The 21426-nt window shown below is 54.4% G+C and carries 25 protein-coding genes, 1 tRNA gene and 1 pseudogene; 13 read left to right on the top strand and 14 right to left on the bottom strand.

Translation table 11 applies throughout. The features are described 5' to 3' along the window. Window positions 1-32: 32 nt before the first annotated feature. The 8 genes from ACP158_RS06055 to rpe form a co-directional block, all read right to left on the bottom strand. Window positions 33-1148, bottom strand: coding sequence for an S-(hydroxymethyl)glutathione dehydrogenase/class III alcohol dehydrogenase (locus ACP158_RS06055; protein ID WP_424948048.1), 1116 nt, complete (start codon window positions 1146-1148; stop codon window positions 33-35). Between the two features lie 607 nt (window positions 1149-1755). Then, window positions 1756-2028: a DUF7577 domain-containing protein gene (locus tag ACP158_RS06050; protein WP_424948047.1), complete on the bottom strand. Its 273-nt coding sequence runs from the start codon at window positions 2026-2028 to the stop codon at window positions 1756-1758. A gap of 141 nt (window positions 2029-2169) precedes the next feature. Further along, window positions 2170-3231, bottom strand: a complete 1062-nt coding sequence (locus ACP158_RS06045; protein WP_424948046.1) for an AI-2E family transporter — start codon at window positions 3229-3231, stop codon at window positions 2170-2172. An 80-nt stretch (window positions 3232-3311) separates the two neighbouring features. Continuing rightward, window positions 3312-3728 (bottom strand): OsmC family protein, encoded by a 417-nt coding sequence (locus ACP158_RS06040; RefSeq protein ID WP_424948045.1) that lies wholly within the window; start codon window positions 3726-3728, stop codon window positions 3312-3314. Window positions 3729-3732: 4 nt separating this feature from the next. Continuing rightward, window positions 3733-4521: an indole-3-glycerol phosphate synthase TrpC gene (trpC, locus tag ACP158_RS06035; RefSeq protein WP_424948044.1), complete on the bottom strand. Its 789-nt coding sequence runs from the start codon at window positions 4519-4521 to the stop codon at window positions 3733-3735. Window positions 4522-4535: 14 nt separating this feature from the next. Then, a complete protein-coding gene (locus ACP158_RS06030) occupies window positions 4536-5117 on the bottom strand; it encodes an aminodeoxychorismate/anthranilate synthase component II (protein WP_424948043.1) in 582 nt (193 codons plus the stop codon). 2 nt (window positions 5118-5119) lie between these two features. Beyond that, window positions 5120-6643: an anthranilate synthase component I gene (trpE, locus tag ACP158_RS06025; protein ID WP_424948042.1), complete on the bottom strand. Its 1524-nt coding sequence runs from the start codon at window positions 6641-6643 to the stop codon at window positions 5120-5122. A 30-nt stretch (window positions 6644-6673) separates the two neighbouring features. After that, window positions 6674-7360 carry a ribulose-phosphate 3-epimerase gene (gene rpe / locus ACP158_RS06020; protein ID WP_424948041.1) on the bottom strand — a complete coding sequence of 229 codons (687 nt, stop codon included), beginning with the start codon at window positions 7358-7360 and terminating at the stop codon, window positions 6674-6676. 206 nt (window positions 7361-7566) lie between these two features. Here rpe and ACP158_RS06015 point away from each other — a divergent pair. The 11 genes and pseudogenes from ACP158_RS06015 to ACP158_RS05965 all read left to right on the top strand — a co-directional run bounded on the left by ACP158_RS06015 (window position 7567) and on the right by ACP158_RS05965 (window position 15641). After that, window positions 7567-7641 (top strand) — tRNA-Glu (locus ACP158_RS06015). Between the two features lie 149 nt (window positions 7642-7790). Beyond that, entirely contained in the window at window positions 7791-9188 is a 1398-nt protein-coding gene (gene sthA, locus ACP158_RS06010; RefSeq protein ID WP_424948040.1) for a Si-specific NAD(P)(+) transhydrogenase, read from the top strand. 7 nt (window positions 9189-9195) lie between these two features. Continuing rightward, window positions 9196-9498 (top strand): HlyU family transcriptional regulator, encoded by a 303-nt coding sequence (locus ACP158_RS06005; RefSeq protein WP_424948039.1) that lies wholly within the window; start codon window positions 9196-9198, stop codon window positions 9496-9498. Window positions 9499-9741: 243 nt separating this feature from the next. Then, window positions 9742-10083 carry an LPXTG cell wall anchor domain-containing protein gene (locus ACP158_RS06000; RefSeq protein ID WP_424948038.1) on the top strand — a complete coding sequence of 114 codons (342 nt, stop codon included), beginning with the start codon at window positions 9742-9744 and terminating at the stop codon, window positions 10081-10083. A 15-nt stretch (window positions 10084-10098) separates the two neighbouring features. Further along, a complete protein-coding gene (locus ACP158_RS05995) occupies window positions 10099-10395 on the top strand; it encodes a hypothetical protein (protein WP_424948037.1) in 297 nt (98 codons plus the stop codon). A gap of 110 nt (window positions 10396-10505) precedes the next feature. Next, on the top strand, window positions 10506-11693 hold the full coding sequence (locus tag ACP158_RS05990; RefSeq protein WP_424948036.1) for a mandelate racemase/muconate lactonizing enzyme family protein: 1188 nt from the start codon (window positions 10506-10508) through the stop codon (window positions 11691-11693). Between the two features lie 28 nt (window positions 11694-11721). After that, a complete protein-coding gene (locus tag ACP158_RS05985) occupies window positions 11722-12375 on the top strand; it encodes a hypothetical protein (protein WP_424948035.1) in 654 nt (217 codons plus the stop codon). An 84-nt stretch (window positions 12376-12459) separates the two neighbouring features. After that, window positions 12460-12588, top strand: a pseudogene (locus ACP158_RS05980) (NAD(P)-binding domain-containing protein); the annotation flags it as partial. A gap of 62 nt (window positions 12589-12650) precedes the next feature. Then, the gene (locus tag ACP158_RS05975) at window positions 12651-13487 is read left to right on the top strand and encodes an MlaA family lipoprotein (RefSeq protein WP_424948034.1); all 837 of its coding nucleotides are present in this window, start codon (window positions 12651-12653) and stop codon (window positions 13485-13487) included. A 6-nt stretch (window positions 13488-13493) separates the two neighbouring features. After that, on the top strand, window positions 13494-14321 hold the full coding sequence (locus tag ACP158_RS05970) for a symmetrical bis(5'-nucleosyl)-tetraphosphatase (protein WP_424948033.1): 828 nt from the start codon (window positions 13494-13496) through the stop codon (window positions 14319-14321). A 30-nt stretch (window positions 14322-14351) separates the two neighbouring features. After that, on the top strand, window positions 14352-15641 hold the full coding sequence (locus tag ACP158_RS05965; RefSeq protein WP_424948032.1) for a M18 family aminopeptidase: 1290 nt from the start codon (window positions 14352-14354) through the stop codon (window positions 15639-15641). Window positions 15642-15687: 46 nt separating this feature from the next. On the opposite strand, the gene ACP158_RS05960 is transcribed toward ACP158_RS05965, so the two are convergent. From ACP158_RS05960 to ACP158_RS05940, 5 genes are read right to left on the bottom strand one after another with little or no spacing between them, the layout of a single operon-like run. Then, window positions 15688-16038: a hypothetical protein gene (locus ACP158_RS05960; RefSeq protein ID WP_424948031.1), complete on the bottom strand. Its 351-nt coding sequence runs from the start codon at window positions 16036-16038 to the stop codon at window positions 15688-15690. 4 nt (window positions 16039-16042) lie between these two features. Beyond that, window positions 16043-16513 carry a 23S rRNA (pseudouridine(1915)-N(3))-methyltransferase RlmH gene (rlmH, locus tag ACP158_RS05955; protein WP_424948030.1) on the bottom strand — a complete coding sequence of 157 codons (471 nt, stop codon included), beginning with the start codon at window positions 16511-16513 and terminating at the stop codon, window positions 16043-16045. Window positions 16514-16550: 37 nt separating this feature from the next. Next, complete coding sequence (gene rsfS / locus ACP158_RS05950) at window positions 16551-16988, bottom strand: ribosome silencing factor (protein WP_424948029.1); 438 nt, start codon at window positions 16986-16988, stop codon at window positions 16551-16553. 57 nt (window positions 16989-17045) lie between these two features. Next, window positions 17046-17678: a nicotinate-nucleotide adenylyltransferase gene (gene nadD / locus ACP158_RS05945; RefSeq protein WP_424948028.1), complete on the bottom strand. Its 633-nt coding sequence runs from the start codon at window positions 17676-17678 to the stop codon at window positions 17046-17048. Between the two features lie 9 nt (window positions 17679-17687). Then, a complete protein-coding gene (locus ACP158_RS05940; RefSeq protein ID WP_424948027.1) occupies window positions 17688-18167 on the bottom strand; it encodes a hypothetical protein in 480 nt (159 codons plus the stop codon). An 845-nt stretch (window positions 18168-19012) separates the two neighbouring features. Between ACP158_RS05940 and ACP158_RS05935 the strand changes: the two genes are divergently transcribed. Both ACP158_RS05935 and ACP158_RS05930 read left to right on the top strand, forming a co-directional pair. Further along, a complete protein-coding gene (locus ACP158_RS05935; protein ID WP_424948026.1) occupies window positions 19013-19207 on the top strand; it encodes a hypothetical protein in 195 nt (64 codons plus the stop codon). Window positions 19208-20010: 803 nt separating this feature from the next. Then, a complete protein-coding gene (locus tag ACP158_RS05930; RefSeq protein WP_424948025.1) occupies window positions 20011-20547 on the top strand; it encodes a hypothetical protein in 537 nt (178 codons plus the stop codon). Between the two features lie 31 nt (window positions 20548-20578). Here the strand turns inward: ACP158_RS05930 and ACP158_RS05925 are convergent, their stop codons facing one another. Continuing rightward, on the bottom strand, window positions 20579-21334 hold the full coding sequence (locus ACP158_RS05925; protein WP_424948024.1) for a HesA/MoeB/ThiF family protein: 756 nt from the start codon (window positions 21332-21334) through the stop codon (window positions 20579-20581). Window positions 21335-21426 lie beyond the last annotated feature (92 nt).

The raw sequence follows: 21426 nt of genomic DNA, 5'->3' as shown, positions 1-21426 counted from the left end.
CTAGAATACAACCAACCGCATCGGCGCCAGTCTTACGAGTCGAATAACACCACGCTACGGATAGATTCGCCGGAGCGCATCAAGTCAAAGGCATCGTTAATTTTATCCAGCGGCATGGTATGGGTAATCAAATCATCGATATTAATTTTCCCTTGCATATACCAATCAACCATTTTTGGCACATCGGTTCGGCCGCGCGCGCCGCCAAACGCGGTTCCCCGCCAGACTCTTCCGGTGACCAGCTGAAATGGCCGCGTGCTGATTTCCTTGCCGGCGCCGGCCACACCGATGATGACGCTTTCGCCCCAGCCTTTGTGGCAACACTCCAATGCCTGACGCATCAAGTCGGTATTACCAACACATTCGAAACTGTAATCCGCACCGCCATTGGTAAGGTCAACAATATTAGCGACCAAATCACCTTCGACCTGTTTCGGATTGACAAAGTGTGTCATGCCAAATTTTTCTGCAAGCGGTTGACGTTTGGGATTGATATCTACGCCAACAATTTTATCCGCACCAGCAAGCCGCGCGCCTTGTACAACATTCAACCCAATGCCGCCGAGACCAAACACAACCACATTATCTCCCGGTTGCACTTTTGCGGTATTGATGACCGCACCGATGCCTGTGGTCACGCCACAACCGATATAGCAAACTTTATCAAACGGGGCATCTTCGCGAATTTTCGCCACGGCAATTTCCGGCAATACCGTGTAATTGGAAAACGTCGAGGTGCCCATATAGTGGAAAATCTTTTGCTTGCCCAGGGAAAACCGGCTACTGCCATCGGGCATCAGCCCCTGCCCCTGAGTAACACGGATTGCTTGGCAAAGGTTGGTCTTGCCGCTAGTGCAATAGTCGCATTGGCGACATTCCGGCGTGTATAGCGGGATGACGTGATCGCCTTTTTTCACGCTGGTAACGCCATCGCCAATATCGACAACAACGCCCGCGCCCTCATGCCCGAGGATGGACGGGAACAAGCCCTCGGGGTCGGCGCCGCAGCGCGTGAATTCATCGGTATGACAAATTCCCGTGGCCTTAATCTCTATCAGCACCTCACCGGCTTTGGGGCCGTCGAGTTGCACGGTTTCAATTTCCAGCGGTTTCCCCGCCTCATAGGCAACTGCCGCTCGTGATTTCATCTAATCCCCCCTCCAATCCACCTTACAAGAATTCTAATTTTTTGTCCCGATAATTTATCGGGGTGTTTAATCACGTGATCGGCATCAAAGTCAAATAAGCCCATTTCATTCTCCAACGGTTTTACATTATCAAAAGCCAACTTTAACACCTCAAATTGATATTTTCTATCCGTAGTCTATGCCGATATGAAATGATACTGATAGAGAAGCGGTGTTGGTAACATGAAATAATGCTGAAATGGACTGATTTCTGTTCATGATGGGGAATTAATACCCACATGAACAACACGCTTTCCCCTTTTTCATCCGAGAAAAGAACGAGGCCGAGGGGGTGAAACGCGGAGCGGCTCAAAAACGCCGAGTAATGAGAGATAAAATGAGAGAGACAATAAACCTTCCGACACATCATAACCTAGTAAGCCAGCCACTGAAACCTTTTGTCCGGGTTCGCCGCAGATGAGACAAAATCAGGCGGTCAGGGCGGGTTACCGATAGTGCGCCATCGGCGTCAATCCAAGCCATCGTGCGGCTGGCAATGATCATAGCCCGCGGGCAGCGGGCGGGTTCCGGGTTGGAGCGCCATAGGTGTCTGAGCTTATACAGCCAATCAATCAGTCGCACTCACTGCCAGCGGGGTAAGACACTGCCAGCAAATTTCAAAAGTAGCGGGATTGGATTCACCGCATTGACGGCAAAGTCGAGTGCCTGGCGGCAGGCGCCTGCTTACAAACCGATTAATAACGCCAATCGCTTTTTCTAAATCCATATCGCGTTTTATCCAAACCTCGGGATAGATTACCGGTAAATCACCCAGCCCACCCGAGGCGTTTTGGTGAAACAACACGGAGGGGATGCCCGCTTCACTTAAGCGGTCGATCATGAGCTGGCCGTCGACCAAAGATTCAGCGCTATATACCCTTTGCATCCGACACAAACCGTAAGGCGACAAAATTCCGATGGCATGAAAACCGGCCTGATCGGGCGACTTGTTTGCCCTTGGCCTAGCCCTCAGGATCGATGCTTAGGCCCGATCCTCGCCGGGTGATTTCGGCCAGGCAAACAGTATCGCCTGCACCAGCGTAGCCAGCGGAATCGCGAAAAACACGCCCCAAATCCCCCACAGACCCCCAAACACCAATACCGCCACGATGATCGCAACCGGATGAATATTGACGACTTCAGAAAACAACAGTGGCACAAGCAAATTCCCATCCAGGGTTTGGATAACCAGATATGCGATCACCAGAGTTATAAAGTCACTGTTCCAGCCCCATTGAAACCAGGCAATGATAACCACAGGAATGGTAACTATAGCGGCACCCACGTAGGGTATTAATACCGATACGCCAACCAAAACCGACAACAGCATCGAATACTGCATTCCAAGATATGAAAATGTGGCGAAGGTTACAAACCAAACTATCAAGATTTCCCAGAACTTACCCCGTATATAATTTCCTATCTGTAAATCCACATCGCCCCAGACACGAATCGCCAATTCATTTTCCCGGGGCAAAAAACGCTTAAGCCATTTCAACAAAGTGGTTTTATCTTTCAAGAAAAAGAAAATCAGAATGGGCAGCAAAACAACGTAAATCACCACCGTTACAACGCTTGCTGCGCCCGAGATCGAACTGGTGACCAAGCCTTGTCCGAACGCGGTGAGTTGGGTGCGCAAACTGGCGATAATTTCTTCAACCTGGGCGATGGAAAACAACTCCGGGTAGTGTTCCGGCAAGGTCATTAATGCCGCTTGACCTTTGGTCAGCATGCTTGGAATTTGCTGCACCACCTCGGTCATCTGGTTATACAAAATCGGCAGCAGCCCAAAAATAATGCTGGCCAGAAAAATCACGAACACCAGAAAAACCAGCCAAACGGACAAAATTCGAGGCACTTTTATTTGGGTTAGCCGGCCAATTAATCCTTCGAGCAAATAAGCTAAAACAAGCCCGGCGATGACCGGCGCCAGCATGCCGCCGGCGAAGGAAACAATCAGCAAGACGCCCAGCAGCACGATTGTCAGGTTGACCACCTGAGGGTTTGAAAGGTGCTGCTTGAACCATTGGACGATTCTATCCATCAATGTTATCTATCAGTTTTGCGAGTGGTTTGGCGATGGCGGCACTATACACTTTTGCGCGATTTCAGGTTTGGATTATTTCAGGCTTCAATTATTTCAAAGGCAAAAGACATCGCCGCGGTCTTCTCCAACATTTTAGTGACCGAACAATATTTTTCCATTGACAGCGAAATCGCTCGCGCCACCTTGGCGCGGTCGAGTTGCTTGCCGCTGACCCGATACAGCAAATGAATTTTGGTGAACACCGCGGGGATGGCGTCGGCGCGCTCGGCGGTGATCACGATTTCACAATGACTCACGTGCTGGCGCGATTTATTCAGAATCAGCATAACGTCTATGGCGCTGCATCCCCCCAGCCCGGCCAGCACCACTTCCATCGGGCGCGCGCCTTGATTTTGGCCGCCAACTTCAGCGCCGCCATCCATCGCAATTTCGTGTCCGCTTTCGGTTAGCGCGACAAAATTCACGCCGTCATTTTGGTTGACCTGTATTTTCACGATATTAAGCAAATAGTTGCCGCAGTTTCTCGCCCGGCGCATCGGCGCGCATCAACGCTTCGCCGACCAAAAACGCATTGACGCCATGCTCGCGCATCAACGCAACATCCTCTGCAGTATGGACGCCGCTTTCGGTGACCACAATGCGGTCGGCAGGAATCTGCGCCAACAAATCAATAGTCGTGTTCAAGGTCGTTTCAAAGGTGCGCAGATTTCGATTATTAATGCCGATTAACTTATACGGCAACAGCAACGCCCGTTCAAGCTCTGGTTGATCGTGCACCTCGAGCAAAACGTCCAAGCCCAAATCCCGGGCAAGCGCGGCGAGCTCCAATATTGTGGCATCGCCCAAAGCCGAAACGATAAGCAACACCGCGTCCGCGCCAATAACGCTGGATTCATAAATCTGGTAAGGGTCGATGATGAATTCCTTGCGAAGAACAGGCAGGGTACAGGCCGATCTTGCTTGCCCAAGATAATCGTCGTGGCCTTGAAAATATTTTTCATCGGTTAAAACCGACAAGCAAGTGGCGCCGCACTTGGCATAGCTTTCGGCAATTGCGGCAGGATCGAAATTATGGCGAATGATGCCCTGGCTCGGCGATGCCTTTTTGATCTCGCCGATAATCGCCGCGCCGCCGCGCACAATTTGACCGGCAATCGCATCGACAAAGCCACGCGTGCGCGCGACCGCTTCGCATTGTTGACGCAGCGCCGACAACGGCAGCCGTTGCGCGCGCTGGGTGACTTCCGCGGCCTTGGTCGCCAAAATTTCAGAGAGTATATCCGGCATGGTTGAATGTTGGCCTATCCCAAACTTGGAGAATGTTGATTCAGGAAATTTTGCAGCAGGGCATGGCCATGCTCGGTGACGATGGATTCAGGATGAAACTGAACGCCCTCAACCGCATATTGTTTGTGCTTAACCGCCATGATTTCGCCATCCTCGGTCCAGGCGGTGATGTCAAAACAAGCCGGCACCGAAGACTTTTCGATGACCAGCGAATGGTATCGGGTTGCCTGAAACGGGTTGGCAATCCCTAAAAAAACACCCGCGCCGATATGCGCGATCAGGGACGTTTTGCCGTGCATGATTTTTTGTGCATGCACAATCTTCCCGCCAAACGCCTGGCCAATGCTTTGATGGCCGAGGCATACACCCAACACCGGCACCTTGCCAGCGAAATGAGAGATAGCGGCAACTGAAATTCCGGCCTGGTTGGGGGTGCATGGACCCGGAGACACAACCAGAAAACCCGGGCGCAGGTCATCTAACTCTTGCACGGTAACTTCGTCGTTTCTGAACACCGAAACTTTCTGGCCCAGCTCGCCAAAATACTGCACCAGGTTATAAGTAAAGGAATCGTAGTTATCAATCATGACTAACATATCTAAGCCTCGCTATCCAGGCTATCCAGGGGGTTGTGCAAACCCGCATTGACCATCTCCACGGCTTTGAAAATCGCCCGCCCCTTATTCATGGTTTCTTCCCATTCGCACGCCGGGTCGGAGTCGGCAACAATGCCAGCGCCCGCTTGAATGTAGACCGTCTGCTCCTTGATCAATGCGGTGCGGATGGCGATGGCGGTGTCCATATTGCCGTTCCAGCCGATATAGCCGATCGCGCCGGAGTAAATGCCGCGCTTATCCGGCTCGATGTCCTCGATGATTTCCATGGCCCGCACCTTGGGCGCGCCGGATAGCGTTCCCGCCGGAAACGTGGCTTTTAGCACGTCGATAGCATTGAGAGAGTCGTTAATTTGCCCGGTGATGTTGGACACGATATGCATAACATGGGAATATTTTTCGATGGTCATCTTATCGGTTACGGTGACCGTGCCGACCTTGGAGACGCGGCCGACATCGTTGCGTCCCAAATCAATCAGCATCAAATGCTCGGCGAGCTCTTTTGGGTCGGCTAACAACTCCGCCGCCAACGCCGCGTCCTGCTCATCGTCATCACCGCGCAGGCGCGTGCCGGCGATGGGGCGCAAGGTGATTTCGCCGTTCTCCACCCGCACCAGGATTTCCGGCGACGCCCCGGCGATATGAAAATCGCCCAAGTTCAGGTAATACATGTAGGGCGATGGATTCAGCGTGCGCAAGGCGCGGTATAAGTCCAGCGGCGCGGCGGCGAACGGCAACGACAGGCGCTGCGAGATCACGATCTGAAACGCATCGCCGTCGTAAATATACTGTTTGCATTTGGCGACCGCCGCTTCATATTCTGGTTGCGGGAAGGAAGACAAAAACCTCGATTCGTCGGTCGCCGACTCGACAGACGCGGCCTCGTTATTCGCCGCCGACTGATGCGGCGGTGCGGAATGGAGCTGGGCGATCAAGGCTTGCAATCGCCGCTTGCCCGTCTCCCAGGCCTGGTCGGTTTTGGGATCGACATGAATAATCACATACAGCCGACCAGCCAAATTATCGAACACCACCAACTCTTCGGATACCATCAGTAGAATGTCGGGCGCGTCAATCGGATCCTTAACCGGATTGGCGCCTAAATGCGGTTCGATATAACCCACCGTATCGTAGCCAAAATACCCGACCAGGCCGCCGGTGAACCGGGGCAACTCAGGTAGCTCGGGAACGGAATACCGGTTATGAAATTGCCGCACTTCATCCAATGGATCATCGCATTGGCGTTTTTCAGTGAGGCGGCCATCTTCAAACAGACTCAGGGTTTTTCCCTTGACCTCAAGGCGGTTGCGGCAGGGTACGCCGATTATAGAATATCGCCCCCATTTTTCGCCGCCCTGCACGGATTCCAGCATATAACTAAACGGCGCATCGGCGAGTTTCCGATAGACGCTGAGCGGCGTCTCCATATCCGCCAATATTTCCCGCACCAGGGGAATCCGGTTAAAGCCGGCCTCAGCGAATTGATTGAATTGTTGTTTGTTGAGCATGGCGATTACAGCCGCAGATTCTGGCGCGGACTAACTGCGCGCAAGTTGCGCGCGCATTTTTGCGATCACACTGTCGTATTTATTCGCGTCCCCGGTGTCTGCCGCACTAAAAATAGCGCTGCCGGCGACAAAGGTATCGGCGCCGGCGCGGGCAATATCGGCAATGTTATCGACCGTCACCCCGCCATCGACCTGAAGACGGATATCGCGGCCGCTGTCGGCGATAATGCGCCGCGCGGGTTTGAGTTTGTCCAGGGTTTTGGCGATGAAGCGCTGACCGCCAAATCCGGGGTTGACCGACATCAGCAAAATCATGTCCACCTTGTCGATTACATATTCCAGAACATCAAGCGGCGTTGAAGGATTGAACACCAAGCCGGACTTGCAGCCGCACTGCTGAATCAGCTGCAAACTGCGGTCGACATGCTCGGAGCCTTCGGGATGAAAGGTAATGTAGGACGCGCCGGCTTCGGCAAAATCCGGAATAATGCGATCCACCGGCTTGACCATAAGATGAACATCGATGGGCGCCGTGACCCCGTGCTTGCGTAATGCCGCGCACACCAGCGGGCCGATCGTCAAATTGGGAACGTAGTGATTATCCATGACATCAAAATGGACCATATCCGCGCCGGCCGCCAAAACATTATCAACCTCCTCGCCAAGGCGAGCGAAATCAGCAGCCAAAATGGAAGGCGCAATCAGAAAATCGGTCATGGCGTGGTCGGAGTGAGTGGTTCGGTGTGCGCTATTTTAATCCCATTCGCGCGCGCGGCTGCATTTTTATCTTCGCGCGCGCGAAATAATTTTGCCGCCGCGGCTATGCCGCATTGCGGCTGGTTGTTATGATACCATTCGCCCGATACGATTGTGCGACACGATTGCGCGATACTATTTGCCCGATACTATTACCTTGGCCGATTGCTCCCTTCGTCTAGCGGTCAGGACGCTGGCCTCTCACGCCGGAAACAGGGGTTCGATTCCCCTAGGGAGCGCCATCCGAGCGCCAAAGGCGGTGCGCCAACGCGACCCAGACACAGCAATCCTCTAATCACCCTGTTTGTCTGTTAAGATGGGTTGCGGTCTATCAGCCAACCGAAAAGACTGTTCAGGGGGATAATAGACTGAGCATAATAAAAGTAAAGCGATGCAAAAATTTGACGTAATCATCATTGGCAGCGGCCCGGCGGGCAAAACCGCAGCAATTCAGGCGGCCAAGCTGGGTAAAAACGTTGCCATTGTCGATAGCATGAACCAGGTCGGCGGTGTATGCGTGCACACCGGCACCATCCCCAGCAAGACCCTGCGCGAGACCGTGTTGAATCTTACCGGTTGGCGGGAACGCGGGTTTTATGGCCGGGCTTATCGGGTCAAGGCCGACATTCAGGCTGCGGATTTAATGCAGCGCCTGAACCTGACCTTGCAAAGCGAGGTGGATATCCAGCAGGACCATTTGGTTCGAAATGGGGTTAACATTATTCTCGGGCTGGCGCGCTTTGTCAGCGAAAAAGTGGTGGATGTCGCCACCGCCAATGGCGATACTGTTTCGTTGACCGCCAAAAAGTTCATTTTAGCCGTTGGCACCAAAACCTATCGCCCGGACTATGTCCCCTTCAACGGAGAAACCGTGATTGACAGCGATGAAGTAACCTGCATGAAAAAACTGCCGCGCTCGCTGACCGTCATCGGCGCCGGCGTGGTCGGGGTTGAGTATGCGACCATATTCAAGACGCTGGACATTAACGTGACTCTGATTGAGCCACGCGCGACCATGCTGGATTTTATGGATCAGGAAATCCTGATGCATTTTCGTCATGACATCATCAACGACGGCTTGCGCCTGCAGTTCGGCCAAAAAGTCACCAGCATCGAATGCCGCAAAAACGGCTCGTGCATCGTGCGCCTGGACAGCAATCGCGCCATCGCCTCGGATATGGTTCTGTTCGCGGCCGGACGAGTGGGCGCGACCGACAAACTCGGGCTGGACAAACTGGCGATAGAGGTCGATCACCGCGGCCGCATCGCTGTCAACCAACAATTCCAGACCAGTTGTCCGAATGTCTATGCGGTGGGCGACGTCATCGGCTTCCCGAGTTTGGCCTCCACCGCCTTGGAGCAGGGGCGCATCGCGGTGCTGGACGCGCTGGGCGAGAAGGCGCACAAGCAGCCGGAGTTTTTCCCGTATGGCATTTACGCGGTGCCGGAAATGTCCACCGTCGGCATGTCGGAAGAAGAGGTGATAAGAAGAAAAATCCCGTATGAAATCGGCATTATGCAACTGCGGGAAACCTCGCGCGGAAAAGTGATGGGGCTGCAGTCCGGCTTGATGAAAACCATCTTCTCGATAAAATCCCGGCGCTTGCTCGGCGTGCACATCGTCGGCGAGGGCGCCACCGAGTTGATTCATATCGGTCAGGCGGTGCTCACATTAAAAGGCACGCTGGATTATTTTCTGGAAAACGCCTTCAACTACCCGACCCTGGCCGAGGCCTACAAGGTCGCCGCGCTGCATGCGCATAACCGCATGATGGCGTTGCAAGAGTAGCCGCGCGATGACGCTCATAAATAAATTTTGGGCGCGTCTTAAGGCTCGCGGCGGCGGCAAGGAAAAGCGCGGACGGCACTCCGCAGCCGTGGTCGAATACCAAGGATTTAATATCCAGCCCACGCCAAATAAGGTCAGCGGCGGCTGGTCGACCGAAGCGCGCATCAGCAAAGCGATAGACGGCGAGACCAAAACCCATCATTTCATTCGCGCCGACACGACCGCGAGCCGAGATGCCGCCGCCGAACTCGTGGTCGCCAAAGCGCGCGTCATGATCGACCAAGCCGGCGAGCAGATATTTTCCACGTGATTTGGCGGAAAACGCGCTTGAATTCGCTTTGATGTTTGACAGCCGCGATTTTCCGCTTTAATATCCCGCCTGCAAAGATTCACAAGGAGCCCGTTTCGTCGGGTTACCTGTCAAATACAACAGCAATTTTACCCGACGCGGGGTCGCTCCCCACGGGGCGAATAGACAGGATTTTCACTTCCTTGTGATCTTTGCAAAGGCCCGGCACCCGCCGGGGACATTAACCTTTGCGGAGATCTCATAATGAAAAAGTTTATTTTATTTAAGTGCGTTTTAAGCGTATGTATTATTTCGCTGGCGTTTCCAAACACATCATTTAGCCATTCCGGAAGAACGGATAAATATGGTTGCCACCAAGGAGAAGCTGCCTATCGTCATTGCCATAATGACGATGATGACACTAATTGGGGCGCGGTTCTCGGGGCGGTTGTCATTCTTGGCGGGCTTTATTACTACCACGCCAAGCGCAAGCAGAAGCGCAACAGTTTTGCGGCGACCCAAACCAAGCCCTTTTCCTTTGCGCCCATGATGTCGTATGACGACGGAAAAACAGCCTTTGGATATTCATTAACATACCGGTTTTAACTGAGGGATTGAAAAATGAAAAAACGAATTTCTCGGTTATTAATTTCATCGGCGATTGTTTTGTTTATTAGTTTCAATGTATACGCTCAAAACACGCCGATTGAGCGTGATGCCATTTTTACTGAAGGATTTGATCGCAGTGTTATCGACACGCTTGTTACTTTGGTGCGATTACATGGATATAGATGCGACAGCGTATCTGCAGCAAGGCCATTCGTTTTCTCGCGCGGCTTCTCGATCACATGCAATGGTTTTGCGTATGAATATGAGATAGAAGACAAGGGCGGAACATGGACGGTAACATTAGATTAAGGTTTCCGCGGCGCGAATGACGGCGGGAGAGGCGGTGTACGGTTTTTCATTGCTGATTTTCATTCATTATAATGATAATCTTTCGCGACGCCGAACAATGAAAAACCGAAATGAAAATCACCGATGTTAAAACCTGGGTGGTGGGCAATCCGCCGCCGCATTTTGGCGGGCGCTATTTCATCTTCGTCAAACTGACCGCCGACAACGGCGTGGCCGGCGTTGGCGAAGTTTATGCCGCGACCCTCGGCCCGCAGGTCATCGCCAAGATGATTGAAGATGTGGCGCAGAGATTCGTCATCGGCGCCGACCCGTTCGCAATCGAAAAACTGTGGCGGCGAGTGTACGGCAGCGGCTACAACTTGCGCCCGGATGTATCGCTGATGGGGGTGTTGAGCGGGCTGGAAATGGCCTGTTGGGACATTATCGGCAAGGAGTTGGAGCAGCCGGTGTATCAACTGCTCGGCGGCAAAGTGCATGACAAGTTGCGGGCCTACACCTACCTTTATCCGGCCGCCGAAGATCACGATCACGCGGTGTATCGCGACCCCGATGTCGCCGCCGCGCGCGCGCTGGAATATGTCGAGCAGGGGTTCACGGCGGTGAAGTTCGATCCGGCCGGAGCGTATACGATTTATGACGGCCGCCAGCCCGGACGCGCCGAGTTGGCGCGCAGCGAATTATTCATGCAGCGCATCCGCGAAGCCGTCGGCGACCGCGCCGATTTGTTATTCGGCACGCACGGACAGTTCACCGCGGCCGGCGCGATTCGGCTGGCGCGGCGGCTGGAGCGGTATGATCCGCTGTGGTTCGAGGAGCCGACGCCGCCGGAAAATCCGCGCGAGATGGCGAAAGTGGCGCGCCAAACCACCATCCCCATCGCCACCGGCGAGCGCCTGACCACGAAATATGAGTTCGCGCGCGTGCTGGAAGCCGGTGCCGCCGCCATTTTGCAGCCGGCGCTCGGCCGTGTCGGCGGCATTCTGGAAGCCAAAAAAATCGCCGCGCTGGCGGAAACCTATTACGCGCAAATCGCCCCGCACCTGTATTGCGGCCCCATCGCCGGCGCGGCCAATGTGCAACTTGCCGCCTGCACGCCGAACTTCTTGATCCTTGAGGGCATCGAGACTTGGGGCGGATTTCATGCCGACATCCTGAAAAACCCCATGCAGTGGCAGAATGGCTACATCATTCCCCCGACCGAACCCGGTCTCGGGGTGGAATTAAACGAGGCGGTGGCCGAGGCGAATCCCTATCGCGGCGCCGAGTTGCATCTTGAGATGAGTGAGCATACAATTTGATTAGAGCATCGTGGGGAGAATAATTTGCATGAGTATTAGCACTCAAGAAAACGCGCTCTTGGACGAGTGGCACGAGTCGCGCAGGAAAGAATCAGGCGGCAACGAGGTCGCTTTTGTGCGCGACGGCATGGTTGACGAGGACGGTTACACGAAATCCAACCCCAAAATTGCTTATGTGCTAAAAGAGTATGCGCCAGCAGGTCGAGGCAACGATCTCAGGAGTGATTTGCATGACGGCGTTGGTTACTGGTGGGGGAAAGTCGACTACATGACGCATAGCATAAGGCGGTTGCGAGATACGCCAGGGCTGCCTACCGATCCAGATAGCAAACGGCTTAGGGAAATGCGCCTAAGCATCTGCGCGTTTAATCTTAGTAAAATCGGCGGCAATACCTCTACCGACATGCAGTTGCTTGCTTTGCAGGCAATGAAAAGACGCGAATTTATTCAGAGGCAATTTGCCCTATACGACCCTGGCTTAACAATTTGTTGCGGCACTTTTAATGTGTTCAGATATGCGCTTGCACATGACGAAATGAAAGTGAACGAAGGAAAACACATTAATTGGTATGAGCGAAGCCCCGGAAAGTTTGTGATTGACACTTATCATTTTGCTTATCCAGCGTTTGGCTACACGATGATAGACAATGTCGTTAACGAAATAAAAGGATTTTTTAAGTAAAACAAGAGCGTGGCGCGGCTGAACAAAGGCGGGCAGTTCTGCTTTTGGTTACCATACATTAGTGAATTAACAAAGCACTCCAACATGAAAATCGGTTTTATTGGGCTTGGCAATGCCGGCGCCAAACTCGCCGGCGGTTTGTTGCGCAATTATTTTGACCTTGCCGTACGCAACCTAGATGATGCCGCGGATGCACCGCTCATTGCACGCGGCGTGCCATAATTTTGTGTCATAATTGCCACAGCCAATCTTGCCGCAAACAACGCCCCGCAACAATGCAAAACAGCCGTATGACCACCCGCGCCATCCAAGCCATCCTCGCCCAGCGCGGCATTTGCGGCGCGCGCCGAAGCCGTTCCAAGCACGGGTGCAACAACTGGCGCGTCGCCATGCTGCTGGTTTTTCTCCTCAGCCTGTCAACGGGTTGCGCGACAACGTCTTCGCCGCCGGGCGCAAAGGATTCTTTCGAGGCAGCCAACCGCGCGATTTTAAACTTCAACCTGCAATCCGACCGCTTGGTCATCAAGCCGATTGCCCAGGCATATGTCCGCGCCGCGCCGGATGCGGTGCGCGCCAGCGTGAGCCACTTTTTCTCAAACCTGTGGCAGCCGATGACTGTGGTCAACGATGTGCTGCAAGGCAAATTCGGCCATGCCGCGCGCGATGCCTCGCGGTTTTTGATTAACACCACGCTCGGCATATTCGGGCTGTTCGACCCCGCCACCGAGATGAACCTTCCCGCGCGGCGCGAAGATTTTGGGCAAACGCTTGCGCTTTGGGGCGTGCCGTCGGGGCCTTATCTGGTATTGCCTTTTTTCGGGCCGAGTAATTTGCGGGATGCGGCTGGACTGATTCCCCAGGTTGTTTATGCCGATGCGGTGGCGCGGATGGATTTCCCGGAGATAGTTTATGCCAGGACGTTGCGCATCGTCGATGCCAGGACGCGATTGCTGGGCGCCGATGACCTGCTGGATTTACAACCAGACAAATACCTCTTTATTCGTGAAAACTATCGTCAGCAACGCCTGGACTTGATTCACGATGGCACTCCGCCTGCGGCGCAAGCAGAAGATTCGCAGGAGCAATTAATCGACCAACTCCTGGATGATTAGTCGTCCATGGCGGTTTATGCGATTGGAGATATTCAGGGATGTGTGCTGCCCTTTGAAGAGCTTCTGGACCAACTGGATTTCGACCCGAGTAAAGATAAACTCTGGTTAACCGGCGATTTAGTCAATCGTGGTCCTGACTCTTTGCAGACGCTCAGATTGGTTAAGAAACTGAGTGAAAATCCGGGCAAAAGCGTGATCACGGTCCTCGGCAACCATGATCTTCATTTCCTCGCGGTGGCGGAAAAAATACGGCGCAGTCGCCCGGGCGACACATTCAAGCAATTTCGAAAAGCCGCCGACCTGGAAGAGTTAATTGCCTGGCTGCGACAACGGCCGCTGGTGCATTGCGACAAGAAACTGAAAGTGATTTTAGCCCATGCCGGGGTTTACCCGGGCTGGAACCGAAAACAACTGATCAAATATGCCAGGAAAGTGGAGACCAAAATTCAGGGGAAAAAGTACCGGGAATTTTTGAAAAAAATGTATGGCCGGCAGTCTGTTGGCTGGAGCGACAATCTCAAAGGGTGGAACCGAATTCGATTCATCACCAACGCCTTGACGCGAATGCGTTATTGCGATGCCAGGGGAAAGTTGAACTTCACCCAAAAAGGCGCGCCCGGCAGCCAGCCCAAGCGGCTGATGCCGTGGTATGAGCACCCGGACATGAAATGCAAAAAGTGGCGCATCGTTTTTGGTCATTGGTCGGCGTTGGGGTATACTCAAAACAATAATATAATCAGTTTGGACAGCGGCTGCGTCTGGGGCGGCAAACTGACCGCGGCGCGGCTGGACGCCAACTTTGTTGCGCCAGTCTGGCAGTTGGACTGCCGCTGATGATCACGCGCTCCGCATTTGATACATAATATGCCTGAATCCATCCATCATTTCCTGAACTACCTGAGCCGCTCGCCGACGCCCTACCACGCGGTGGCCAATATTGCCGAAACCCTTGAAACCGCGGGTTATTCGCGTTTGCGCGAGAGCGATTCATGGCCGAAATTAGCCACCGGAAAATACTACCTGACCCGCAATGACTCAGCGTTAATTGCATTTAAGCTGGCGCAACCCCCGGCCGAGCATGGTTTCCGGCTGATCGGCGCGCATACCGACAGCCCGTGCCTGAAAATCAAGCCCAATGCGATCACGGTCAACCATGGCTACGCCAAGCTCGGCGTGGAGGTCTATGGCGGGGCGCTGTTGAATCCCTGGTTTGATCGAGATTTGGCGCTGGCCGGGCGGGTTACGGTACAAACCAAGGCCGGCGCCATCGACAATTTTCTGATCAACATAGACCAGCCGATTGCGTTTATACCCAGTTTGGCGATTCATCTCGATCGCGAAGCGAACGAGCATCGCGGCATCAACAAACAGACGCACTTGCCCGCGGTGATTTGCCGCGCCGACAAGGACAGCCGGAATTTCGAGGCGCTGCTTAAACAATGGCTGCAACAACAATATCCTGAGCTGGCGCCAGCCAAGATTTTGGCGTTTGAGTTGTCATTATACGACCACCAGCCGCCGAGATTGGTCGGGCTTGAGCGCGAGTTTATCGCTTCGGCGCGGTTGGACAACCTGCTGAGTTGTCACGCCGCGGTGGAGGCGCTGCTGAATGCTAATCAGCGCAGCAACCAGGTCATTGCATTGAACGATCACGAAGAGGTCGGAAGCGCATCGACCAGCGGCGCGCAGGGCTCTTTGCTGCATTCGGCGCTTTCGAGAATATGCGCCGGCGACGAAAATCTGCAGCGCGCCATCAGCCGTTCCATGCTGGTCTCGGCGGACAACGCCCACGGCGTTCACCCCAATTATCCGGAAGCGCATGAACCCGCGCACCAGCCGTTAATCAACAATGGGCCGGTAATCAAGATAAACCATAATCAACGCTACGCCACCAACAGCGAAACAGCAGCGGTATTCAAGGCCGTATGCGATGACAACAAAATCCCGTATCAAGTGGTGGTGGTGCGCTCGGACATGAGATGCGGTTCCACCATAGGCCCGATCACCGCGACCAGGCTGGGCGTGCGCACCGTGGATGTGGGCGTGCCGCAACTCGGCATGCATTCCATTCGCGAGCTCGCCGGCGTCAAGGACGTTGCGTATTTGACGACCGCGCTGAAAGGATTCCTGGAAATGAAAAGGCGGCCTTTTTAATCAAATAAACCGCCGCAAATCATTCAGGAATAATCATCCGGTCGCGTTACCGACGGTCAACCAGAGAGATCGCTATTTGATCGGCGGCATCGGCATCGGCAAACAATTTTATATAATGAATGGGCACCCCAAAGGTGACCAGCCAGCGTCCAAGGGATTCCGCCCACTGTTTACCCGGGCTATCGTTGGGATGGTGAATTTCAAGGGTGATGTTTTCGTCTTCCTCAAATAACCCGAGTATTTGACGTACCTGAGGGATTGCGGAGAAGTTGGCGCCATTAACCTCTTGCGGCCATTGCGCTCGACTCAATGTTTCGGAGTGCTCCGTGACCGCGAAAACAGCCGAGGTCGCCGATGCCAATAACAAAAACAGCAGCACGAGAGAGATGGGTTTCATTGCTTTAGCGGTGATAAGGGATGCCTTCCAGTATCGAAAAGCAACGGTACAATTGCTCCGCCACAACCACCCGCACCAGTGGATGCGCCAAGGTGAGCGCCGAGAGAGACCATGATTCATCGGCGTTATTAATAAACCCAGCGCTCAAGCCCTCCGGGCCCCCGACCACCAGAGCCACTGGTTCGCCGCGCTCCAGCCAGCGTTTCATTTTTTCCGAAAACGCCATGGTGGAGTATGATTTTCCGCCCCGGTCCAAGGCGATAACTCGCGCCTTTTTCGGCAGGCGGTCGAGGATTTTCCGCTCCTCCAGCCGAACAATGCTGCCAAGGTCCGCATTCTTGCCGCGCCTGATGGCGGGCACCTCGATTAAGTTTAGTTGCACGCGCCCCCGAATTCGCTTGGCGTATGCCCGATAACCCTGCACAACCCATTGCGGCATTTTCTCGCCAACCACGATGAGAGAAATTTTAAGCATCAGTTCCGCCCCGACGTCAATTAAACTTGTCAACGGGCTATGTTGGCGGTCTTTTGCGCGGCGGTCTTTCCCCCGCGGCCAGTCCGCTCGCCGGGGTCATCTCAACAAACGTTTGCGCCCACAAACCTTCAAGGTCATAATGCTTGCGAGATTGGTCGCGCATGATATGCACCACCACATCAATGAAATCCACCAGCACCCAGTCCCTTGATTCCTCGCCTTCCAGGCCAAACGGCCGCCATTGTTTTTCAAGCATGAATTCCAGCACGCGCTCGGCAATGGTTTTGACATGGCGAGCGGACGTGCCGGTGGCAACGATCATGTAGTCGGTAATATCGGTCAGCTGACGCACATCCAGCACTTTGATGTTTAACCCTTTAGCGTCTTCCAAGGAGGTCACAACGGTATCGCGCATAGCGATTGAGTTCGCAAGGGATATTGAATCCGCAGGGGCTTTGTTTAATCGCTTAGTCACAAATCCGGGTTATCAGGTTATATCCGGTCATATCAGGTTATCCGGGGCCATGAAAAATTAAGCGCCATACAATTTGTTGGCGCAAATATAATCCCACACCGAATGTGGCAGCATCGTGCTGACATCGACGCCTTGGGCGATGCCGTATCTTATTTCCGTGGCCGACGCCGGGTTGGGCTCGACTTCGACCAGGCAAATTTTCCCGCACTCAAATCGGTTTAGATCGGCAATAAACTCGGCGCGACCCTGCCGCCACCAAGCCGGCAGTGGTTCTGGAATTTCCCAGCCCGGACGCCGCACCACAATAAAATGAATCGAATCCAGCAGTTCGCGCCACCGATGCCAACGGTCGAGTCCCGACAAGGCGTCAACCCCCAAAATAAGACAATAGCGTCTGGCGGAATCCTGCGCTTGCAGGGATTTTACCGTATCGTAAGTATAGGAAGGCGTTGCGCGCTTAAGTTCGCGGTCGTCAACATCGAAGCGCGGATAATTCGCAATCGCCAGCGACACCATCTCCAGTCGCTGCTGGGCGCTGGCGTCGGGCTGGTCGCGATGCGGCGGCACTGCGGCCGGGATAAAGCAAACCCGCTCAAGCGCGCATTGAGCAAAAACGGCGGTCGCGGTTTCGAGGTGCCCATTATGCAGCGGATCAAAAGTGCCGCCGAAGATGCCGTGCAGACAAGGCATGCCTAGCCGCTAACTGCGTGTTTCAGTGATTTTGATTCGCCAGCGCGCATGCCCGCGCAGTTTGGCCGAACCAAACGACAGTGTTTGGGAAACATCCCGGGCCTGGCCTGGCGGGATTTTCACCAGGATGCGCTGGTCTGCCTGGCCGATAACCTGGCAGCCGGCTTCGGCATCGCCCGAATCTTGCGGGCAATCCAACAGGGTGATGCTGACCGTTGTTTCTTTCAAGGTCACAGACTCATGGGTATTAATCAAGCGCGCATTAAAGCGAAAGCCATCGCCATAAGCCAGCGTAAAAACCGGATTTTCAATTTTAATGTCTTCAACGGGCAAGCGCGAGCGATTCAGTTGGGCGATCTCATTGGTGGTGAACACAATGACCAGCGCGCCAATAACCAACACGCCCAACACGCCGAATGCGGCCTTCGGATAGAACCGAGACATATAGAGAAGGGCGGCCACCATCACCACCAATAAAATCCATTGCATCGCTGTTACCGTAAAATAATTCAGTCACTTGACAAGATAGCGGTTTAGACACAAATTCTCAACAAAAATTTCAACTGCCGCCGATGTTTAATCCGCCGGTCGCGCCCTGCATTTGCGCCTAAATCCCGCATCCGCAGGGAGCGCGCCTCCCCCAATAACACGGACCGATTCATCAGGAGTGGAGTAGCCGGTTCATATTCATCTGGGCTGATAGAGTCCAGATACGAATGCGAGCGGCACCGATTGTAGAACACCTCACTATATTCAAACAAGCTTTGTTGTGGGTTGTCTGATTCGGTCATCTTCGCGCTCAACTCACGCCGTCTTCAACATCCCGAAGAAATGCTCGGCGAGCGCATGGTCGTAACATTCGCCCTTGCGACTCATACGACAACGCAGGCCATGCTGCTCGGCAAACTGTGGTCATCGCCAGCGCAGTGCTACCTTGATCGGGATGGACAGTAACAGCCTGTTCATTGCCGCGCCGCCGCCATGCGTCAAGCAGCCATCACACGTTTCGCGTGGTTGCCATCGTTCATAGCCCAGCCAATCGCTTGCCGAGAATACAGGGCCAGCATTATGGCGCGCACCCGCCTTGGCGGGCGCGGATAAACGTGCAGATACCCCGGTCGGGCTTGCGGCCGGCGCGGGCAACGCCCGCGGTCAACAATCGGGCGCTGCAGGGTAGGGTTGGGATTCGCAGTGATCACAAACCGACGCGCCCTGTTTGACCGGATGTCGGCATCCTGCATGCGCCTGACAACACGATTAACGCCGACGCGCGCAGCCGAGCCCACGCGCTCTCGATGAATCCGTGGCGAACCATCGGTTTGGCGGCTTGCTACATGGCAGCAACGTATTGGTCAAGCACCAACGGCTTAATGCAGGTTACCGGCGCCGGCGGCTTAATGCAGGTTACCGGCGCCGGCGGCTATCAATGCGGGCTTTCTCGGCAACTGCTCCGGCGTTGCTCTATCTCCTGCATCCTTGCGGTCGATGCGAGCGCCTTGGCAACGTACGCGGCGGCTTTTTTAGAATGACGACAGCCTCCTTCCGGCACTCATTCTCTTGGCCAAGCGTGACCCGGTCGCTTGGGGCATCTTTATCTGCACCCCCCCCAGCGAGCCACTAAAGACGGCCTCGCCTAGGTCCGCCAATGAGCCCTTCTAATTGATGCCGCTGATGGCGCCTGATGCCCCGTTCCACGGCCATCGCCGTAGCGGGGCGGCCCGAGTGAATCATCAGCCGCACCGCTGCAGGTCTGAACTTGCGGGCAAGGGCGCTACGCACACAGGTTCTATCTGGTTTTCTTTTGTTTGTCGTTGGGACGCTCCCAAGCGGTTATTGTCTCTTACTTAAAGTGTCCGTGAAACCGGGGGAAGGTCATAACCCTTGCGGGAGAGCTATAAACCCTCCCCTGTGGGGGGGGGGGTGTTTTGGCGGTGTGCTTTTCTCGTCATTGGTAGGTTGATTTTCCCTCGTCGGCCGGTTTGCGAGGACGGCGGGGGTCGAGCGTCGCCAGACGAGAAAACGCGTTGCTTTTTCCGCGCCGGCCGAGGGCAGGACGCCCCTCGCGCCTACCCCACAAATTGGCCTATCTGCAAGGTAAAAGCAACATACAAATGACGGGCCTGGGCCGGAATCCAGGCGGCCTCGTCACCGTCATTCCTGCCCTTCACACACCTTGTCGTTCCCGTCCTTCACATCACTCGTCATTCCTGTGGATGTTCACTGATTCGTTGACGGCATTGAGACTATCGGCGGCGCTCCCGTAGGCGCGATTACGCGAGACCATGCACCAGGCAAGACGCCGCACGGAAACCATCCGGGCAAACGGCGGTTTATGCTCGAACCGCGCGAGCGCAGCGAGACGGCACCCCCAAACGCGTTTTGTCGCCAGCTTCCGCCGCTGTCGTCAAATCAACCCGCCGCCCTTTCGACTAATGCCGCGCGGACGGCGGCAAGCCGGTCGAACACGCCCGCCTGCTCACCGACGAGGCGTCGTTTTGGCCTGTCGTCGCAGAAGGGCATGATCACCTCCGGTTTTTATCCACAATGCAAGGCAACTCACCGGAAGAAACATAATGGGAGAAACACCATGACACTTGAACAGATGCAGGCGGCTTTGGAGTGGAGCACGAAGATAAATCTTGAGATTGATTATTTTTGGGCAACCGCGATTATGATCCTGATTCATGCCGGCTTCCTGAGGTATGACTTGGGCGCGTCCCGGATCAAGCATGTCTTGGCTTCGGGCGCCGAGAACATCCTTAGCCTTTGCCTTCGTGACGCCGACCTTTTAATTGAGCGGGCGCTTGCCCAAACTGCGTTCACGCGATCACTCATGACGATGACCCGGAACGATGACCCGGAACGATGACCCGGAGTTCTCCCCTGCTTTTAGAGCGGCTTCACGCCCGGTCGCGGTTGCTACAAGCCGGGCAATTTGGATTTTTTGGCAGTTTCATTTTCTGCCACGCCATGCTGCTGGCGTCAAACAACCACACTATGCCGTGAAGCTGGCCATCGCCGAGCAAGATATTCACCGCTTCCATCGCTTGCATGGTGCCGATGACGCCGACCAGCGGGGCGACAACGCCTTCCATCGCGCAGGTCGCGCTTGCAATGTTCTTGTTCGGATACAAGCATTGATAACACGGGCTTTTTTCATCGCGCGGGTCAAACGCCGTGACCTGCCCGTCCCAGCGAATCGCGGCGCCGCAGACCAGCGGTGTCTTGGTTTGCAGTGACACTTCGTTTAACTCAAATCGGGTCGGGAAGTTGTCGGTGCAGTCAATGATCAAATCAATATCCCGGCTGTGCGCCATGAAGTCGGCGTAGTCCAGTGAATAATCGAGCGTCTCGACCTCAATCGAAGGGTTGAGCGCGCGCAAGGAGTTGGCCGCGGAATACGCTTTTAATTCGCCGATATCGCTGTGGCTATGAATGATCTGTCGTTGCAGGTTCGATTCATCGACTTGGTCAAAATCGGCGATTCGCATCCGACCCACGCCGGCGGCCGCTAAATACAAGGCCACGGGCGAGCCAAGCCCGCCCATGCCAACAATAAAAACACTCGATTCGGCCAGCCTTGCCTGCCCTTTTTCCCCAATTCGGGGCAGCCGAATTTGGCGGCTATAGCGTTCGTTGAAATCAGGTTCGCGCATTGCATTGCATTCTAAACCATAATTTAATGTAATCGTCATATTATGAATATCAGGCGATGTCCGGGCTGGAATTTTCGATGTTAAGCGTAGCC

Source organism: Candidatus Spongiihabitans sp. (genome assembly GCF_965247905.1).
GTDB lineage: Bacteria > Pseudomonadota > Gammaproteobacteria > Arenicellales > Poriferihabitantaceae > Spongiihabitans.
Note: the sequence above shows the minus strand (reverse complement) of the source record. Positions and strands in the feature narration are given on the sequence as shown.

Excerpts from the sequence above, each read along its gene's own strand:
- ACP158_RS05985 (WP_424948035.1), top strand. The coding sequence starts at position 11,722 with ATGAGTATTAGCACTCAAGAAAACGCGCTCTTGGACGAGTGGCACGAG.
- ACP158_RS05925 (WP_424948024.1), bottom strand. The coding sequence starts at position 21,334 with ATGCGCGAACCTGATTTCAACGAACGCTATAGCCGCCAAATTCGGCTG.
- ACP158_RS05930 (WP_424948025.1), top strand. The coding sequence starts at position 20,011 with ATGCTCGAACCGCGCGAGCGCAGCGAGACGGCACCCCCAAACGCGTTT.
- ACP158_RS06005 (WP_424948039.1), top strand. The coding sequence starts at position 9,196 with ATGACGCTCATAAATAAATTTTGGGCGCGTCTTAAGGCTCGCGGCGGC.
- sthA (WP_424948040.1), top strand. The coding sequence starts at position 7,791 with ATGCAAAAATTTGACGTAATCATCATTGGCAGCGGCCCGGCGGGCAAA.
- ACP158_RS05975 (WP_424948034.1), top strand. The coding sequence starts at position 12,651 with ATGCAAAACAGCCGTATGACCACCCGCGCCATCCAAGCCATCCTCGCC.
- ACP158_RS06045 (WP_424948046.1), bottom strand. The coding sequence starts at position 3,231 with ATGGATAGAATCGTCCAATGGTTCAAGCAGCACCTTTCAAACCCTCAG.
- ACP158_RS05960 (WP_424948031.1), bottom strand. The coding sequence starts at position 16,038 with ATGAAACCCATCTCTCTCGTGCTGCTGTTTTTGTTATTGGCATCGGCG.
- ACP158_RS06050 (WP_424948047.1), bottom strand. The coding sequence starts at position 2,028 with ATGATCGACCGCTTAAGTGAAGCGGGCATCCCCTCCGTGTTGTTTCAC.
- ACP158_RS05965 (WP_424948032.1), top strand. The coding sequence starts at position 14,352 with ATGCCTGAATCCATCCATCATTTCCTGAACTACCTGAGCCGCTCGCCG.
- ACP158_RS05995 (WP_424948037.1), top strand. The coding sequence starts at position 10,099 with ATGAAAAAACGAATTTCTCGGTTATTAATTTCATCGGCGATTGTTTTG.
- trpC (WP_424948044.1), bottom strand. The coding sequence starts at position 4,521 with ATGCCGGATATACTCTCTGAAATTTTGGCGACCAAGGCCGCGGAAGTC.
- ACP158_RS05990 (WP_424948036.1), top strand. The coding sequence starts at position 10,506 with ATGAAAATCACCGATGTTAAAACCTGGGTGGTGGGCAATCCGCCGCCG.
- rlmH (WP_424948030.1), bottom strand. The coding sequence starts at position 16,513 with ATGCTTAAAATTTCTCTCATCGTGGTTGGCGAGAAAATGCCGCAATGG.
- ACP158_RS06000 (WP_424948038.1), top strand. The coding sequence starts at position 9,742 with ATGAAAAAGTTTATTTTATTTAAGTGCGTTTTAAGCGTATGTATTATT.
- ACP158_RS05970 (WP_424948033.1), top strand. The coding sequence starts at position 13,494 with ATGGCGGTTTATGCGATTGGAGATATTCAGGGATGTGTGCTGCCCTTT.
- ACP158_RS05940 (WP_424948027.1), bottom strand. The coding sequence starts at position 18,167 with ATGCAATGGATTTTATTGGTGGTGATGGTGGCCGCCCTTCTCTATATG.
- rpe (WP_424948041.1), bottom strand. The coding sequence starts at position 7,360 with ATGACCGATTTTCTGATTGCGCCTTCCATTTTGGCTGCTGATTTCGCT.
- ACP158_RS05935 (WP_424948026.1), top strand. The coding sequence starts at position 19,013 with ATGGCAGCAACGTATTGGTCAAGCACCAACGGCTTAATGCAGGTTACC.
- ACP158_RS06030 (WP_424948043.1), bottom strand. The coding sequence starts at position 5,117 with ATGTTAGTCATGATTGATAACTACGATTCCTTTACTTATAACCTGGTG.
- nadD (WP_424948028.1), bottom strand. The coding sequence starts at position 17,678 with ATGCCTTGTCTGCACGGCATCTTCGGCGGCACTTTTGATCCGCTGCAT.
- trpE (WP_424948042.1), bottom strand. The coding sequence starts at position 6,643 with ATGCTCAACAAACAACAATTCAATCAATTCGCTGAGGCCGGCTTTAAC.
- ACP158_RS06055 (WP_424948048.1), bottom strand. The coding sequence starts at position 1,148 with ATGAAATCACGAGCGGCAGTTGCCTATGAGGCGGGGAAACCGCTGGAA.